Source organism: Enterobacter cloacae complex sp. SHL012, assembly GCF_049237505.1.
Lineage (GTDB): Bacteria > Pseudomonadota > Gammaproteobacteria > Enterobacterales > Enterobacteriaceae > Enterobacter > Enterobacter kobei.
This window is the reverse complement of sequence record NZ_JBMKIZ010000009.1, coordinates 54783-71128: the sequence shown is the minus strand read 5'-3', so window position 1 is coordinate 71128 and position 16346 is coordinate 54783. Positions and strand designations below refer to the sequence as shown.

Annotated in this window: 15 protein-coding genes; 7 read left to right on the top strand and 8 right to left on the bottom strand. The window is 56.8% G+C overall.

Annotated elements, in window-relative coordinates; genetic code table 11:
* Positions 1–5: 5 nt before the first annotated feature.
* Positions 6–3056, bottom strand: coding sequence for a formate dehydrogenase-N subunit alpha (fdnG, locus tag ACOTY9_RS20665; RefSeq protein WP_108444113.1), 3051 nt, complete (start codon positions 3054–3056; stop codon positions 6–8).
* Positions 3057–3427: 371 nt separating this feature from the next.
* Between fdnG and fdhD the strand changes: the two genes are divergently transcribed.
* Together fdhD and ACOTY9_RS20655 are read left to right on the top strand one after the other, a co-directional pair.
* Positions 3428–4264: a formate dehydrogenase accessory sulfurtransferase FdhD gene (fdhD, locus tag ACOTY9_RS20660; protein ID WP_014885735.1), complete on the top strand. Its 837-nt coding sequence runs from the start codon at positions 3428–3430 to the stop codon at positions 4262–4264.
* A 114-nt stretch (positions 4265–4378) separates the two neighbouring features.
* Positions 4379–4591, top strand: coding sequence for a DUF1471 domain-containing protein (locus ACOTY9_RS20655; RefSeq protein WP_348566085.1), 213 nt, complete (start codon positions 4379–4381; stop codon positions 4589–4591).
* A gap of 40 nt (positions 4592–4631) precedes the next feature.
* On the opposite strand, the gene ACOTY9_RS20650 is transcribed toward ACOTY9_RS20655, so the two are convergent.
* The gene (locus ACOTY9_RS20650; protein WP_226856251.1) at positions 4632–5597 is read right to left on the bottom strand and encodes a hypothetical protein; all 966 of its coding nucleotides are present in this window, start codon (positions 5595–5597) and stop codon (positions 4632–4634) included.
* A gap of 203 nt (positions 5598–5800) precedes the next feature.
* On the opposite strand from ACOTY9_RS20650, the gene ACOTY9_RS20645 reads away from it, so the two are divergent.
* Positions 5801–6013, top strand: a complete 213-nt coding sequence (locus tag ACOTY9_RS20645; RefSeq protein WP_014885733.1) for a DUF1471 domain-containing protein — start codon at positions 5801–5803, stop codon at positions 6011–6013.
* Positions 6014–6053: 40 nt separating this feature from the next.
* On the opposite strand, the gene ACOTY9_RS20640 is transcribed toward ACOTY9_RS20645, so the two are convergent.
* Together ACOTY9_RS20640 and ACOTY9_RS20635 are read right to left on the bottom strand one after the other, a co-directional pair.
* Positions 6054–6377, bottom strand: coding sequence for an AzlD domain-containing protein (locus ACOTY9_RS20640; protein WP_014885732.1), 324 nt, complete (start codon positions 6375–6377; stop codon positions 6054–6056).
* Positions 6377–7036: an AzlC family ABC transporter permease gene (locus tag ACOTY9_RS20635; protein ID WP_014885731.1), complete on the bottom strand. Its 660-nt coding sequence runs from the start codon at positions 7034–7036 to the stop codon at positions 6377–6379. Before ACOTY9_RS20635 ends, ACOTY9_RS20640 begins: the two co-directional genes overlap by 1 nt.
* Positions 7037–7139: 103 nt before the next feature.
* Here ACOTY9_RS20635 and ACOTY9_RS20630 point away from each other — a divergent pair, with 103 nt between their 5' ends.
* From ACOTY9_RS20630 to ACOTY9_RS20615, 4 genes are all read left to right on the top strand, one after another.
* On the top strand, positions 7140–7688 hold the full coding sequence (locus ACOTY9_RS20630; protein ID WP_014885730.1) for a helix-turn-helix domain-containing protein: 549 nt from the start codon (positions 7140–7142) through the stop codon (positions 7686–7688).
* Between the two features lie 17 nt (positions 7689–7705).
* Complete coding sequence (locus tag ACOTY9_RS20625; RefSeq protein ID WP_014885729.1) at positions 7706–8701, top strand: LacI family DNA-binding transcriptional regulator; 996 nt, start codon at positions 7706–7708, stop codon at positions 8699–8701.
* Between the two features lie 103 nt (positions 8702–8804).
* Complete coding sequence (locus ACOTY9_RS20620; protein WP_333110127.1) at positions 8805–10928, top strand: alpha-galactosidase; 2124 nt, start codon at positions 8805–8807, stop codon at positions 10926–10928.
* A gap of 44 nt (positions 10929–10972) precedes the next feature.
* The gene (locus ACOTY9_RS20615) at positions 10973–12250 is read left to right on the top strand and encodes an MFS transporter (protein WP_014885727.1); all 1278 of its coding nucleotides are present in this window, start codon (positions 10973–10975) and stop codon (positions 12248–12250) included.
* Here ACOTY9_RS20615 and rhaM read toward each other — a convergent pair.
* From rhaM to rhaB, 4 genes are all read right to left on the bottom strand, one after another.
* On the bottom strand, positions 12238–12552 hold the full coding sequence (rhaM, locus tag ACOTY9_RS20610) for an L-rhamnose mutarotase (protein WP_045134867.1): 315 nt from the start codon (positions 12550–12552) through the stop codon (positions 12238–12240). The two genes, ACOTY9_RS20615 and rhaM, sit on opposite strands and share 13 nt — an antisense overlap.
* A 27-nt stretch (positions 12553–12579) precedes the next feature.
* Entirely contained in the window at positions 12580–13410 is an 831-nt protein-coding gene (rhaD, locus tag ACOTY9_RS20605; RefSeq protein WP_179121279.1) for a rhamnulose-1-phosphate aldolase, read from the bottom strand.
* Between the two features lie 72 nt (positions 13411–13482).
* Complete coding sequence (rhaA, locus tag ACOTY9_RS20600) at positions 13483–14742, bottom strand: L-rhamnose isomerase (protein ID WP_063614521.1); 1260 nt, start codon at positions 14740–14742, stop codon at positions 13483–13485.
* Complete coding sequence (gene rhaB / locus ACOTY9_RS20595) at positions 14739–16208, bottom strand: rhamnulokinase (RefSeq protein ID WP_348566086.1); 1470 nt, start codon at positions 16206–16208, stop codon at positions 14739–14741. The genes rhaA and rhaB overlap by 4 nt, the downstream gene beginning before the upstream one ends.
* Between the last annotated feature and the right edge of the window lie 138 nt (positions 16209–16346).

The following is a 16346-nucleotide window of genomic DNA, read 5'->3' as shown; positions in this document are numbered from 1 at the left end:
CTCCGTTACACCTTTTCCACGTTCACGAGGAAGGCCTTAAACTCCGGCGTCTGCGTGTTCGCATCACCGACGAACGGCGTCAGGGTATTCGCAATGAACCCTTTCTTCGCCACGCCCTCATAACCCCAGTGAATTGGGATACCGATGGTATCCACCTGCTGACCATGAACGTTCAGCGTGCGAATACGCTTGGTCACCACCGCCTTGGCTTTAATGTAGCCGCGGTTAGAGGAGACCTTCACGGTATCGCCATGAGCGATGCCGAGCTTGTTCGCCAGCTTCTCGCCGATCTCCACAAACTGCTCCGGCTGCGCGATGGCGTTAAGCAGCGCGTGCTTGGTCCAGTAGTGGAAGTGCTCGGTCAGACGATAGGTGGTGCCCACGTACGGGAACTTGTCTTTTTTACCCAGCGCTTCAAAGTCGCCCTTGAAGATACGCGCTGCCGGGTTAGAGACCACGTTCGGGTGCAGCGGGTTAGTGCCCAGCGGCGTCTCAAACGGCTCGTAGTGTTCCGGGAACGGCCCTTCTGCCATCTTATCAATGGCAAACAGACGTCCCATCCCTTCAGGCTGCATGATAAACGGTCCGACATCGCTGCCTGGTGCGGCAGTGCTGTAGTCCGGAATATCTACGCCGCCCCATTTCGCGCCGTCCCACTTCAGAAGCTGACGCTTCGGATCCCACGGGTTGCCCTGCGGGTCAGCGGAGGCACGGTTATAGAGGATGCGACGGTTAAGCGGCCACGCCCACGCCCAGCCCAGCGTATTGCCGAGGCCCGACGGGTCGGCGTTGTCGCGGTTGGCCATCTGGTTGCCTTTCGGCGTCCAGCTACCAGCGAAGATCCAACAGCCGCTTGACGTTGTACCGTCATCGCGCAGATGGGCGAAGGTACTGAGCTGATCGCCTTTCTTCGCCAGCACGGTGCCGGTGGCCGGGTCGATAACATCCGCCAGTGCCTTGCCGTTGCTCTCCATCGCCACTTCTTCCGGCGCAGGATTTTCAGGCGTCGAGTAGTTCCAGGTCATGTTCAACACCGGTTCCGGGTTCGCGCCACCTTCAGCCGCGTACATCTTGCGCAGGCGTAAGAAAATACCGGCCAGGATCTCGCCGTCGTTCATGGCGATGCCCGGGGCGTCCGCACCTTTCCAGTGCCACTGCAGCCAGCGGCCGGAGTTGACAATAGACCCGTTCTCTTCCGCGAAGCAGGTGGATGGCAGACGGAACACTTCGGTCTGAATCTTCGACGGATCGACGTCGTTCGATTCGCCGTGGTTCTGCCAGAAGGTCGAGGTTTCAGTATTGAGCGGGTCAATCGTCACCAGGAACTTCAGTTTCGACAGGGACTCAACAACCTTGTTCTTGTTCGGGAACGAGGCCACCGGGTTAAAGCCCTGGCAGATATAGCCGTTGACCTGGCCCTGATGCATCATCTCGAAGTACTGAAGCACGTCGTAGCCTTTGTCCCACTTCGGCAGCCAGTCAAAGCCCCAGCTGTTTTCCGCCGTCGCCTTGTCGCCGTAGAAGGCTTTCATCAGCGAGACGAAGAACTTCGGATAGTTGCCCCAGTAGTTCACCTGGCCTTCGAGCAGCGGTTTTGGCGTGCTGGCCGTCAGGTAGGTTTGCAGGTCGGTTTGTTTCTCGCTTGGCAGGTTCATATAACCTGTCAGGCTTTGAGACAGCAGGCCGAGGTCGGTCAGACCCTGAATGTTGGAGTGACCGCGCAGGGCGTTCACGCCGCCGCCTGCCATGCCCATGTTGCCGAGCAGGAGCTGAACCATCGCCATGGTACGGATGTTCTGCGCACCGATGGAGTGTTGCGTCCAGCCGAGGGCGTAGAGGAACGACGCGGTTTTATCTTTCGCGCTGGTTTCGGCGATCAGCTCGCAGACCTTCAGGAAGTCCGCCTTCGGCGTACCACAGATGTTTTCGACCACCTCCGGCGTGTAGCGGGAGACGTGCTCTTTCAGCAGGTTCCACACGCAGCGCGGGTGTTGCAGGGTGGTATCGCGTTTCGCAAAGCCTTTCTCATCCAGCTCGTAGTTCCAGCTGGTTTTGTCGTACTTGCGTTTTTCGGCGTCGTAACCGCTGAACAGGCCATCTTCGAAGTGGTAATCCTCACGCACGATCAGGCTGGCGTTGGTATAGGCTTCGGTGTATTCGCGGTTGTATTTTTCGTTGGTCATCAGGTACAGCAATACGCCTGACAGGAAAGTGATGTCAGTACCTGAACGAATAGGGGTGTAGAAATCCGCCACTGACGCTGTACGCGTGAAGCGGGGATCGATCACAATCAGTTTCGCACCGTTGTGGATTTTGGCTTCCATCGCCCAGCGGAACCCGACAGGGTGCGCTTCAGCGGCGTTACCGCCCATCACCACAATAAGGTTGGCGTTCTTGATGTCGACCCAGTGGTTGGTCATCGCACCGCGACCAAATGTTGGAGCAAGACTTGCTACCGTTGGTCCGTGTCAGACACGCGCCTGGTTGTCGACCGCGAGCATACCGAGTGCGCGCGTAAATTTCTGGGTTAAATAGCCGGTTTCATTACTGGACGCTGAAGCACACAGCATCCCGGTGGAGAGCCAGCGGTTGACCGTCACGCCGTCGGCGTTCTTCTCAATGAAGTTCGCATCACGGTCTTCTTTAATATGTTTAGCGATGCGGTCAAACGCCTCTTCCCAGCTGATTTGCTGCCATTTGTCGGAGCCAGGCGCACGATATTCAGGGAACTTCAGGCGGCTTTCAGAGTGGATAAAGTCCACCAGACCGGCCCCTTTCGGACACAGCGCGCCGCGGTTGACCGGGTGATCCGGGTCACCTTCGATATGGAAAATAGACGCTTTGGCGTTTTTAGCACCGTCGCCGAGGCTATACATTAACAGCCCGCAACCGACAGAGCAGTACGTACAGGTATTACGGGTTTCACGGGTGCGCAGCAGTTTATACTGCCGCGTTTCCGCCAGCGCGACGCCGGGCGCAAAGCCCAGTGCTGCTGCCGTTGTGCCTGCCATACCGCCAGCGCAGATCTTAAAGAACTGCCTTCTGCTGACCTGCATGGGTCACTCCTTGTTTCGACATTGCTTACATATGTAGTTTTGACTTCGCGGTTGAAGAATGACCGCAAAGGAAAAAATTTGCGTTAATCCCTCATTTCTCCGAGGGATATCATCAGAATACCACAATGTCGGTACACCTGTTCTAATGGCGTTAATACAAAGTGAACGTATTATCACCATGTTGATTATAAAGTGTGATACAGATCACGCTATTGCTTCTGCATGTTAAAGCGGTGTAGCGCTGGCCGGGTTGCACCCCTTCTAAATGAGTAGGAGAATGATTGTCGAAAAGTTGATCCATACTATGCGTAAGGCCTGTTGTTTATGCTGCAATAGCAGGCTCACCTCCGTGGTTGTTCAGGAATACCGCTGTGTCTAAACAAAACCGTGCTACCCACTCGTCGCCACTGCCTGCAGGCATTGTGGAACTGTCGGTACGCAGACCGCCCCACATTACCCACGCCACGCCCGATTTGCTGGCGGAAGAAGTGCCTGTTGCGCTTGTTTACAACGGTATTTCGCATGTGGTGATGATGGCTTCGCCGAAAGATCTCGACCTGTTCGCCATTGGCTTTTCTCTCTCGGAAGGCATTATTGCGCATCCGCAGGAGATCTACGGGATGGACGTGGTGAAGGCGTGTAACGGTCTTGAAGTGCAAATCGAACTCTCCAGCCGTCGCTTTATGGGGTTGAAAGAGCGCCGCCGCGCGCTGGCCGGACGCACCGGCTGCGGCGTGTGTGGCGTTGAGCAGCTCAATGATATCGGCAAGCCCGTTGCGCCATTGCCGTTTACCCAGACCTTCAATCTGGCACACCTTGATCATGCGCTTGAGCATCTCAACGACGTACAGCCCATCGGCCAGTTGAGCGGTTGTACGCATGCGGCGGCGTGGGTGTTGCCGTCGGGCGATATTGCCGGAGGGCATGAAGACGTGGGCCGCCATGTCGCGCTGGATAAGCTGCTGGGACGCCGGGCGCGAGAAAGCGAGGTCTGGCAACAGGGCGCGGCGCTTGTTTCCAGCCGTGCAAGTTATGAGATGGTGCAAAAGTCCGCAATGTGCGGTGTGGAAATCCTGTTTGCGGTATCGGCGGCCACAACGCTGGCGGTGGAAGTGGCGGAGCGCTGCAACCTGACGCTGGTCGGCTTCTGCAAGCCGGGAAGGGCAACAATCTATACCCATCCACAGCGATTAATAGTTGATCAATAATTTTGAATGTTTCAGGCAAAACCTTCCGCTTTTAGTTGTTCGGGATGAGGTCTAGTATTTATCTCATCAAGGCACGGTGCCTTACCAAAACAACTTAACGAAAGGGTTTATATCATGAAAAGCATCAAAACTTTTGTCGCTGTAATCGCTCTGGCTGCTTCTTTCGGTTCTTTCGCTGCACAGACTGTGACCGCAACCGCCTCTACCATCGACGGTGCAGAAGCTAAAATCGCGGCACATGCTCAGGAAGCGGGTGCATCATCCTACAAAATTACCCAGGCATTCACGGGTAACCGCGTACACATGACTGCTGAACTGAATAAATAAGCCAGTCACACCGTCGAAAGAGCGCCCCCGGGGCGCTTTTTTATTTTTTCTCTTTTTTAACAATATCTTTTCTATCCTGAACCTCTACCAGGGAATAAAAAGGCGCGACGTTTTTACAGGTCAGACGCCAGATCCCGTAATCCCGCTTTTTTGGCGTAAACACGCGATAATTACCTTCACCTACCATCATAAAGCGCGCATTGGGATAGTCGTTGAGAATTCGATATTCATTGTTACAGTAAAACGTATCCCGAGTGTCGTAATCGATTGTCACATTGAGGACGTATTCAAGCACCCGGCTGGTATTGACGTTATAGGCAATAAAGAAGATATAGCCAGCGCAGAAAAGGGGGGCAGAAATCGCCATGACGTTAAACTGGACCGATGAATTCTGCAACAAGGGAAGCGCCATCGTGAATAGCAGAAATACCATGGAAAAGAATAAGGTGCAGAAGATTAAAAAGAACCCAAACGACGTAATTTTATTGAAAGTCGCCTCGTAGGTGACATCCGTGACGTCCATAAAGACCTTTCGCGCCAGTATGTAGCAGATGAAGGAAATTAACAGCCATACACCACGTGTAAGGGTGAAAGCCTTTTTCGCAATTTTCTTTCTGTCATCATCCACGGCGTCCAGATAGAGGGTGATGGAATAGTAGATACATCCCACCGTCCCGATCGCGAGCGTGACGGGTAGCTCCAGGCCATTTCCGGCGAAATATTTAAATGCCACGCACGATGTTAAAAACAGCAGAGAAGACATCAGCGTCGAGCCCGCTATTTTTTTGTATTCACCCCATTCCATTTGGGACAGCTGCAACAGCGTGAGGGGTTTTATGCGTGAGGAAATGATGATAGCGCAGGCTATCAGCATGGCCATCCAGACGAAGACGGGCATCGCTTTACTGTTAAAGGGCGTTATGACAAAAATGGCGCCCGCATAAGCGATAAAATGGACGGCAGTACTATGTCTGATGAGGAATGAGGGTTGTTTTCTGCTTTGCATTGGCGTTTTTCTCCCTGAAAAAGGCTGACGTTCAGGACATCAGGAAACAGAAATCAGCGCAATGAATAATGTTTTTTTAAGTTCAGTAATTTTGAATGATAATAGCAAATCCTTCCGCTTTTAGTTGTTCGAGATGAGGTCTAGTATTTATCTCATCAAGGCACGGTGCCTTACCAAAACAACTTAACGAAAGGGTTTATATCATGAAAAGCATCAAAACTTTTGTCGCTGTAATCGCTCTGGCTGCTTCTTTCGGTTCTTTCGCTGCACAGACTGTGACCGCAACCGCCTCTACCATCGACGGTGCAGAAGCTAAAATCGCGGCGCAGGCTCAGGAAGCGGGTGCATCATCCTACAAAATTACCCAGGCATTCACGGGTAACCGCGTACACATGACTGCTGAACTGAATAAATAAGCCAGTCACACCGTCGAAAGAGCGCCCCCGGGGCGCTTTTTTAGTTTATGCCCGCCACGCGCAGTAGCGCCGTCACTACTGCCGCCGCGATGATCACCACAATCAATGGCATTTTTCGCCACGCCAGAAATACCGCAAACGCCACGCCCAGCACGCGCGCCATCCCGGCGAAATGTTCCCCTTCATAAAATGTGGTCGCCAGTGCCACAGAAAACAGCAACACCGTTGCCGCATCTGACAGCAGCGCCTGAGATCGTTCAGAGAGTGCCAGTCGGTTGCCGAGTTTTGCTCCGCCGAGACGCATCAAATAGGTTCCCGCAGACAAAATGGCGATGCCGAGAATAAAAATCGTCATATTTTCCATTATTTCTTCCTCGCAGCGAGACCGAGTAAAGAGAGCAGCACCGGTAATCCCACCGGGGCAAACGGTACGGCAGCCAGGGATAGCACGGCACCGCTACAGGCGCGGATTAACGTGGTACGGTTTTTAAACGCGGGAACCACTAACGCCAGCAGAATGGCCGGAAAGACCGCATCCAGCCCGATGGTTTCCGGGGCCGGGAGCAGCTTACCGACCATGGCGCCCAGCAAGGCGCCCACCGGCCAGATAATTGCCACGCCTAAACCACATAACCAGTACGCCGCCTTACGCTGCTCGGGCGTTTTTTGCGACAGGCCAAACACCACGCTTTCGTCATTCATAATGTGGCAGCCCAACAGGCTCAGGCCGCGCTTGCCTACCAGTTCACGCACCGTCACGCCAAACGGCACATGGCGTGCGTTGACCAGCAAACCGGCTGCCGCCGCCGCCAGAGGGTTACCGCCGCTGGCCACAATGCCGATAAACATAAATTCCGATGCGCCCGCGAGGACGGTGAGCGAGAGAACAAACGGCACCCAAAGCGGGAAACCGTAGGCCATCGCCAGTGAGCCGTAAGACATCCCGACCACGCCGACCGCGAGGCAAACCAGGATGATTGCTTTTATCGTGTCGCCTTTCAGGCAGGAGAGATGATGCTTCATACAATTTTAGCCATATCGAACGTGTATCCATTATAATGAACGCAACAGAACTGTTTTTCAAGACGAACGATTCGTTCGATTTATAGAACAAAAGGGCCGTTATATGACGCAGCCAATTAGCGTAATCGCCAAAAGCCTGGTGCGAGAACGCCTGCGAACCGGGCTTTCACTGGCGGAAATTGCCCGCCGTGCCGGGATCGCTAAATCCACGCTTTCCCAGCTGGAATCCGGCAACGGCAACCCCAGCCTGGAGACGCTGTGGTCGCTCTGCGTGGCGCTGGATATTCCCTTCGCCCGTTTGCTGGAGCCACAGTTGCCGAGCACGCAGGTGATCCGCCGTGGTGAAGGAACGAAAGTGGTTGCCGGACAGGCAAACTATGAAGCCATACTGCTGGCTGCGTGCCCGCCAGGCGCGCGACGGGATGTCTATCTCCTGATGACCCAGCCGGGTGCAGACCGCATTTCTCAGCCGCATTCGCCTGGCTCGGTAGAACATATTATCGTCATGCAGGGAAGGGCCCTGGTCGGCCTGCTGGATGCGGCAGAGGAGCTCGCCGCCGGGGATTACATCTGTTACCCCGCCGACCAGCCGCACATTTTTAAGGCGCTGGAGCCAGACACGCATGCGTTGCTGGTGGCGGAACAAAATTAACGTAGATACGGAAAATCATGTCGCTTAAAGCCATTGCCAAAGAGCTGGGACTCTCCATTACGACCGTCAGCCGCGCCCTCAACGGCTATGACGACGTCTCTGCTGAGACGCGCGCCCGCGTGGAAGCCGAGGCTCAGCGCCGTGGTTACCGACCTAACACCTTCGCCCGTCGCCTGAAGATGGGCAAAATTGACGCGGTCGGGCTGGTGTTTCCCGTACATCCTGTTCCGCTCAATAACAGCGTATTTATGGACATGGTCGGCGAAATTAGCCACGAACTGGCGCGACATGAGATCGACTTACTGCTCATTGCCGATGACGATCTGGCGGATAAGCACAGCTATATGCGCATGGTACAGAGCCGGCGCGTCGACGCGCTGATTGTGGCGCATACGCTGGATCGCGATCCGCGGCTTGAGCAGCTGCAGGCCGCCGGGTTCCCTTTCCTGGCGCTTGGGCGCAGCCAGCTGCCGCAGCCTTACGCGTGGTTTGATTTCGATAACTATGCCGGTACGTACAATGCTACCCGCTGGCTGATTGAGAAAGGCCATCAGCGTATTGCGCTGCTCGGCGAAAGCAATAATCAGGCATTTATCACCCAGCGCCGTCAGGGCTATCTGGACGCTCTGCGGGAAGCCGGGCTTTCCAGCGAATGGCTGCGCGCCATGCCGCCGTCGCGCCGCGTGGGATATGCCACCACGAAAGAACTGCTTGCCCTGCCGCAACCGCCCACGGCGATCATTACTGACTGCAACACCCACGGCGACGGGGCGGCGATGGCGCTCGAACAGCTGGGGCGTTTATCCGGCGACAACGCCGTGTCGCTGGTGGTCTACGACGGACTGCCGCAGGACAGTATCGTCGATACCGACGTGGCGTCGGTGATCCAGTCCACCCGTCAGGGTGTCGGAAAACAGATTGCCGACATGGTCCGCCGGCTAATTAACGGCGACGATATTGCGCAGCTTCAGGTGCTCTGGCAACCGGAATTCTCCCCCGGCCAGACGGCCTGAATATCTCCATTTTCTAAACCCGATCACAAAACCGAAACGTTTTGGTTTGTATCCGAAACGTTTCGGATAAAAACTCAAGGCATCCCATGATAGGAGATGTCTGATGCAAGATTCTATTTTACGACTTGAAAGCGCGACGGTAGATGTGGTGATAAAAACGCGCCCGTTCGCCGAAATTATTTACTGGGGGCCGCATCTTCAGTACTTTTCGCCACAAAATGCTGAAACCCTTTCCCGGCCCGTTGCTAACGGCAGGCTGGATGTCGATTCTCCGGTTACGCTGATGGCTGAACTCGGGCATGGCCTGTTTGGCTCGCCGGGTATTGAGGGGCACCGACAGGGGCTGGACGGTTCCCCGGTATTCAGAACTACGCGGGTACAGCAGGAATTAAACACCCTGACGATTACCGCTGAAGATGACTATGCGGGCCTGCGTCTGACCAGCGAGCTGGCGCTGGACGACAGCGGCGTGCTGGTGGTTCGTCACGGTTTAACGAACCTGAAAGCACGTCCCTGGCAGGTTGACCGCTTTGCCGTCACGCTGCCGGTGGCCGAGCGCGCCCGGGAGGTGATGGCCTTCCACGGACGCTGGATCAGAGAGTTCCAGCCGCACCGCGTAAACCTTGAGCACGACAGCGTTGTGATTGAAAACCGCCGGGGTAAAACCTCCCACGAACACTTTCCTGCACTGATAGCCGGTACGCCATCGTTCAGCGAAATGCAGGGTGACGTCTGGGGCGTGCATCTGGGCTGGAGCGGGAACCATCGCCTGCGCGCGGAAGCGAAAACCGACGGTCGCCGTTATATTCAGGCCGAAGCGCTCTACCTGTCGGGGGAAATGGCGATAGAAGAGGGCGATACGCTCTGGACACCGCGCCTGTATGCCAGCTACTCCCCGCGGGGCCTGAACGGCATGAGCCAGTCTTTCCATCGCTACCTGCGCGACAACGTCATCCGCTTCCCGGAAAATAAACCGCGTCCGGTACACCTCAATACCTGGGAGGGGATCTACTTCAACCACGATCCGGATTACATCATGCGCATGGCCGACGAGGCCGCCACGCTGGGCGTGGAGCGCTTTATTATTGACGACGGCTGGTTCAAAGGCCGCAATGACGACCACGCCGCGCTGGGCGACTGGTATCTGGATGAGAAAAAATATCCGAATGGCCTGACGCCGGTGATTGACCACGTCAAACGGCTCGGCATGGAGTTTGGTATCTGGGTTGAGCCGGAGATGATCAACCCGGACTCCGATCTGTATCGCGCGCATCCTGACTGGGTGCTGGCGCTGCCGGGCTATGCCCAGGCGACCGGGCGTCATCAGCTGGTGCTCAACCTCAACATTCCGCAGGCTTTTGATTATCTTGTGGAACGCATGAGCTGGCTGCTGGGCGAGCATGCGATCGACTACGTGAAATGGGACATGAACCGCGAGCTGGTGCAGCCGGGACACAACGGTAAAGCCGCCGCCGACGCCCAGACCCGTCAGTTTTACCGGCTGCTGGACGTGCTGGGCGAGCGCTTCCCGCATATTGAATTCGAATCCTGCTCTTCCGGCGGCGGGCGCATTGATTACGAAGTGCTGAGCCGGAGCCATCGCTTCTGGGCGTCCGACAACAACGACGCGCTGGAGCGCAGCACCATCCAGCGTGGCATGAGCTATTTTTTCCCGCCGGAGGTGATGGGGGCGCATATCGGTCATCATAAATGCCACGCCACCTTCCGCCAGCACAGCATTGAATTCCGCGGCCTGACGGCGATGTTTGGCCATATGGGGCTGGAGCTGGATCCGCTCACCGTGGACGCGCAGGAGCGCGAGGGGTATCGACATTACGCCGCGCTGCACAAGCAGTGGCGAGAGGTGATCCACCACGGCACCCAATGGCGGATTGATATGCCGGACGCCACCACGCTGGCGCAGGGGATTGTGAGCGAAGACAAGGCGCAGGGGCTATTTATGGTCAGCCAGCTCGCGATGCCGGATTACAGCCTGATGATGCCGCTGCGCATGCCGGGGCTGGAGGCCAGCGCGCAGTACCGCGTCGCGCTGCTCGATCATCCGAATATTCAAATTACGGGCGAAGGCGGGCACACCATGCGCAAGCTGCCGGAGTGGATGGAAACACCGCAAACGGTGAGCGGTGAGTGGCTGATGCAGGCGGGCATTGCGCTGCCGATTCTCGATCCGGAAACCGCCATTCTGATTGGCGTGGAACGCGTGTAAAGGTGATGGGCCGGGAAACTGGCCCTCCGTTGAGGATAAAAATAATGAATACAACAACCTGTACCCACAAAGACAACCCCAATTTCTGGATCTTCGGGCTGTTCTTCTTTCTCTACTTCTTCATCATGGCCACCTGCTTTCCGTTCCTGCCGATCTGGCTGTCGGATATCATCGGCCTGAATAAAACCCATACCGGGATTGTTTTCTCCTGCATCTCGCTGTCGGCCATTGCGTTCCAGCCGGTGCTGGGGGTGATTTCGGACAAGCTGGGGCTGAAAAAACACCTGCTGTGGATAATCTCGGTGCTGTTATTCCTGTTCGCACCGTTCTTCCTGTACGTCTTCGCGCCCCTGCTGAAAACCAGTATCTGGCTGGGGGCGTTGAGCGGCGGGTTATATATCGGTTTTGTCTTCTCGGCGGGATCGGGCGCAATCGAGGCCTACATCGAACGCGTGAGCCGCAACAGTTTCTTCGAATACGGCAAGGCGCGCATGTTCGGCTGTCTCGGCTGGGGGCTATGCGCGTCTACGGGCGGCATCCTGTTCGGCATCGATCCGTCGTATGTATTCTGGATGGGATCAGGGGCCGCATTGCTGTTGATGCTGCTGCTGGTGGTCGCGAAGCCGAAGCCCAACCAGACGGCGCAGGTGATGAACGCCCTGGGAGCCAACCAGCCGCAGATCACTGCCAGAACCGTCTTTAAGCTGTTCCGCCAGCGCAGAATGTGGATGTTCATTCTGTACGTGATTGGCGTTGCCTGCGTGTATGACGTTTTCGATCAGCAGTTTGCCACCTTCTTTAAAACCTTCTTCGCCACGCCGCAGGAAGGCACTCGCGCCTTTGGCTTTGCCACCACGGCGGGGGAAATCTGTAACGCCATCATCATGTTCTGCTCGCCGTGGATCATTAACCGTATCGGCGCGAAAAATACGCTGCTGATCGCCGGGGTGATAATGGCGACGCGTATTATCGGCTCGTCGTTCGCTACCACCGCCGTGGAGGTGATTGCCCTGAAGATGCTGCACGCGCTGGAAGTCCCGTTCCTGCTGGTGGGCGCCTTTAAGTACATCACCGGGGTGTTTGATACCCGACTGTCGGCGACTATCTATCTGATCGGCTTCCAGTTTGCCAAACAGTCGGCGGCGATTTTCCTTTCTGCCTTTGCCGGAAATATGTATGACCGGATCGGTTTCCAGGAGACGTATTTGATGCTGGGCTGTTTCGTGCTGGCAATTACGGTGGTGTCGGCGTTTACGTTGAGCAGCAGGCAGGAGATTGCTGCCGCCTCGGGGGCAGCAGCGTTAACACATCAGTCCAGGTAAAACACTTCGGTAAGCTCGGTACTCACCGGGCTGTTATCCGGGTTTGACGGCATAACGTCGCCCATATGCTCCCACCAGCGCTGGCAAACGTCGGTATTCGCTACCGCGCGCCAGCGCTCCTCCGATTCAATCTCCACGGTCGCAAACAGCAGGTTGCGTGCTTTGTCGAGATAAATGGCGTAGCGGTGCGCGCCGTGGTCTTTCAGCACCGCTTCAAGCTCGGGCCATATGGGGTTATGGCGACGCGCATACTCCTCGTGCGCGTCCGGGTTTACCTGCATCACAAACGCTTTGCGGATCATCATGCCTCCAGTCGCTTTCGCGGACGGCTATGGGTACAAATCCAGTGCCGACTGCATCGGCGTAACGCCAAAGCGTTTACCGAGTGCAATCAGCTCTTCCCGGGTAATGGTCTGCTTCATACCGCCCATGGAATAGACCTTCACCAGCACTTCAGCTGATTTTTCAGCGGTATCGATCAGGCCGAAAGTTTCATCCAGCGTCGGGCCGCTGCCGAAAACGCCGTGGAACGGCCACAGCACCAGAGAATGCTTTTGCATCTCTTTGGCGGTTGCCTGGCCGATCTCGTCGGTACCGGGCACCATCCACGGCAGAATGCCGACGCCGTCCGGGAAGACCACCAGGCACTCGGTGCTGCCTTCCCACAGCTTGCGGGTGATGAGATCGGCGTTGTTTTCCACCACGTAGGTCAGGGCAATCAGATTGGTGGCGTGGCAGTGCATGATGACGCGGTCTTTACCGTGGGTCGCCTTGATGCGCTGGCAGTGCGAGAGGAAGTGCGCTGGCAGTTCAGAGGTGGGCACTGCCTCGTCCGTGAGCCCCCAAAGAATGTGGTAGCCCGCGCCGTCGCTGTCCACCCTCACGACGCCGAGACTGGCCTGCGGGTCGAGCTGGACGTTGCGAAAGAACTTGCCGGATCCGGTGACGATAAACGGCGTGTTAGCGAGCAGCGGCATCGGCTGGCTCAGGGCGATATAGCGCGGTTTTTGATGGAAATCAGCGGCGTACGGCTCGATGTCGGCATCGTCCAGGCGCAGCGTCAGGTTGCCGCCGTTACGCTCATCCCACCCTTTCAACCAGGCGTCAGAGGTGGCTTTAATCATGCCCTGGACGAACCAGGAATGGGTGATGGTCTGCATACTGTGGTTCCTTTGAAAATGCCGAGTGGCGCTATGCTTACCCGGCCTACTTATACTGCGGGGAGGGTTGAATCACCCGCGTGTGCTCAACACGTCTTTCTCATACGCCCGCACGTTCTCCAGCCACTGACTGCCTGTTGGTACGTCGTTGCGCTGACAGTACATTTCCCACACGGCCTGCCACGGCAGCGATTTCTGCTCTTCCAGCAGCGCCAGGCGGGCCGTGTAGTCACCTTCCTGCTCCAGCTGTTTCAGTGCTTCAGTGGGCTCCAGCAGGGCACGAAGCAGCGCTTTCTTCATGTTGCGGGTGCCGATAACCCACGCCGCGATGCGGTTGATGGAGGCGTCAAAGAAGTCGAGGCCAATATGGACGCGGTCGAACAGGTCGTGGCGAACGATCTCGCTGGCAATGGCCTGCGTTTCGTCATCCAGCAACACCACATGGTCGCTGTCCCAGCGCACCGGACGGCTGACGTGCAGCAGCAGGCGCGGCACGTAGAGCATGGCGGCAGAGATTTTGTCGGAGATGACCTCCGTCGGGTGGAAGTGTCCGGCATCCAGACACAGGGCAGTCTGGCGGCTGGTGGCGTAACCCATATAGAACTCGTTCGAGCCGACGGTATAACTCTCCGCGCCAATGCCGAACAGCTTGCTCTCCACGGCATCAATATGGTGCGCCGGGTTAAGCTTCTCGCTAATGGCTTCATCCAGTGCAGCCAGCAGGCGCTGGCGCGGGGCGAGGCGGTCAATGGTGACGTCCTTCATGCCGTCCGGGATCCAGATATTCATCACCGACGGGGTGCCAAGCTGTTCACCAAACCAGGCTGAAACGCGGCGGCAGGCCTTCACGTGGTCGATCCAGAACTGACGGATCTCGTGACTGGCATGGGCGAGGGTAAAGCCGTCAGCGCTGAGCGGGTGCGAGAAGCAGGACGGGTTGAAGTCCAGGCCCAGACCGTTGGCTTTTGCCCACGCCACCCAGTTTTTAAAGTGTTTCGGCTGGATTTCATTACGCGCGACCGGCTCGTCGGATTCCAGATAAATCGCGTGCAGGTTCAGGCGCTTCGGACCGGGTATCAGGCTGAGCGCCAGCGTCAGATCGGCGCGCAGTTCGGTCGCGTTGCGCGCTTTCCCGGGATAGTTACCGGTTGCCTGAATACCCCCCGTCAGGGAACCGCCTGGGTTTTCGAAGCCGGCGACGTCATCGCCCTGCCAGCAATGCATGGAGACCGGCAGACGGTCGAGCTGACGCAGTGCCGCTTCGACATCCACGCCGACGGCGGCGAAACGCTGTTTAGCCAGGTTCCAGGCTTGTTCAAGTTGAGTGGTCATGCGCAAAGCTCCTTAGTCAGTCGGTTTTGCTGAAACTGCGCCCGGTAGCGGGCAATTTCATGGCAGGGATCGGGAAGGAACGTGGTCAGGCTGCCGCTGGCGGTGACTACCGAGCGGAAATCGTCCACGCTGGCCAGTTCGTCAAGGGTCATCAGCTGAATGCCGATATTGCCGAGCGTGGAGGCCTCGACCGGGCCCGCCACCACGGTGATGCCGCAGGCATCGGCACAAAGCTGGTTTAACAGCGCGTTCTGGCAACCGCCGCCAACAATATGCAGCGTGTCGAACGGTCTGCCGCGAAGGCTGGCCAGCTCGCTCAGCACATCCGCATAAAGCAGGGCAAGGCTGTCAAAAATACAGCGCGCCAGTTCGGTCGGGCTTGATGGTACAGGCTGTCCGGCCTCGCGGCAGGCGGCCTGGATCTCGGTGCTCATGTGCGCCGGATTGATAAAGCGATCGTCATTGGGATGAATCAGGAACGTACAGGCTTTGCGCTTTTCGGTGTCGGCGATAAGCCCGGGCAGATCGGTAATTTTCTGCTCCTTAAGCACCCGCTGGAGCAGCCACAACCCCATAATGTTCTTTAACACCCGATAGCGCCCTTCGGCCCCGCCTTCGTTGGTGATATTTGCGGCCATTGCCTCCTCGCTGACGTAAGGCGTTTTGCTTTCAAAGCCCATCAGCGACCAGGTGCCGGAAGAGAGATAGGCGGCATCTTTACCGCAAAGCGGCGAGGCAATAACCGCGCTGGCGGTATCGTGGCTCGCCACGGCAACGACCGGGATCGCATTCCCCTGCGGGCACACCCACTGGCCGATGACGTTGCCGGGATGGGTCGGCGTACCGAACCACGCCGGGGATGCGCCCGTCCAGGCCAGCAGGTGCTCATCCCAGTTATCCGAGTTGATGTTGACCAGCTGGGTGGTGGTGGCGTTGGTATATTCCCAGTTCATGTTGCCGGTCAGGCGATAGCTCAAGTAGTCCGGGATCAGCAGCACATGGGCAACGTCTGCTGCCAGCCCTGGCTGCTGCTCGACCAGCGCGCGCAGCTGATACAGCGTGTTAAACGGCAGAAACTGTATGCCGCTGCGCCCGTAGATATCATCCTTACCGAGCCGGGCGATGGCGTGCGCCATCAGGCCATCCGTGCGGCTGTCGCGGTAGGAGACGGGCAGGCCAACGCGAGCGCCGCTGCTGTCCAGCAAGACATAATCGACGCCCCAGGTATCTATGCCGATGCTGTCGATGAGGATCCCGCTATCGCAGACTTTTTTGAGCCCGGTACGGATCTCCGTCTCAAGTTCATCAATGTTCCAGGTATCAAAGCCGTCCTGTTTTTGCAGGCAGTTCGCAAAATGATGCATCTCGCGAAGGGAAAGGGTGTGCTGGTCGCAGTCCCAGGTGGCGAGCATTACACGGCCGCTGGATGCGCCTAAATCCACAGCGACACAATGGCGAAAGGTCATGGTCGGATCCTTCTTGAAATCATTAGCGCTGAGTGTAAAAAAGGGGCGAAAAGACCACCTTCTCGCCACTGACAGTCCGCAACCCGTGCTGGCAAGAAAGCAAAGATGAACGTGAGGGGGTTCACACTTTTCCGCGAA

Bases quoted from the DNA above. Each gene is read 5' to 3' on its own strand.
- ACOTY9_RS20655 (WP_348566085.1), top strand. From the start codon at position 4,379: ATGAAAAGCATCAAAACTTTTGTCGCTGTAATCGCTCTGGCTGCTTCT.
- ACOTY9_RS20650 (WP_226856251.1), bottom strand. From the start codon at position 5,597: ATGCAAAGCAGAAAACAACCCTCATTCCTCATCAGACATAGTACTGCC.
- ACOTY9_RS20645 (WP_014885733.1), top strand. From the start codon at position 5,801: ATGAAAAGCATCAAAACTTTTGTCGCTGTAATCGCTCTGGCTGCTTCT.
- ACOTY9_RS20640 (WP_014885732.1), bottom strand. From the start codon at position 6,377: ATGGAAAATATGACGATTTTTATTCTCGGCATCGCCATTTTGTCTGCG.
- ACOTY9_RS20635 (WP_014885731.1), bottom strand. From the start codon at position 7,036: ATGAAGCATCATCTCTCCTGCCTGAAAGGCGACACGATAAAAGCAATC.
- ACOTY9_RS20630 (WP_014885730.1), top strand. From the start codon at position 7,140: ATGACGCAGCCAATTAGCGTAATCGCCAAAAGCCTGGTGCGAGAACGC.
- ACOTY9_RS20625 (WP_014885729.1), top strand. From the start codon at position 7,706: ATGTCGCTTAAAGCCATTGCCAAAGAGCTGGGACTCTCCATTACGACC.
- ACOTY9_RS20620 (WP_333110127.1), top strand. From the start codon at position 8,805: ATGCAAGATTCTATTTTACGACTTGAAAGCGCGACGGTAGATGTGGTG.
- ACOTY9_RS20615 (WP_014885727.1), top strand. From the start codon at position 10,973: ATGAATACAACAACCTGTACCCACAAAGACAACCCCAATTTCTGGATC.
- rhaM (WP_045134867.1), bottom strand. From the start codon at position 12,552: ATGATCCGCAAAGCGTTTGTGATGCAGGTAAACCCGGACGCGCACGAG.
- rhaD (WP_179121279.1), bottom strand. From the start codon at position 13,410: ATGCAGACCATCACCCATTCCTGGTTCGTCCAGGGCATGATTAAAGCC.
- rhaA (WP_063614521.1), bottom strand. From the start codon at position 14,742: ATGACCACTCAACTTGAACAAGCCTGGAACCTGGCTAAACAGCGTTTC.
- rhaB (WP_348566086.1), bottom strand. From the start codon at position 16,208: ATGACCTTTCGCCATTGTGTCGCTGTGGATTTAGGCGCATCCAGCGGC.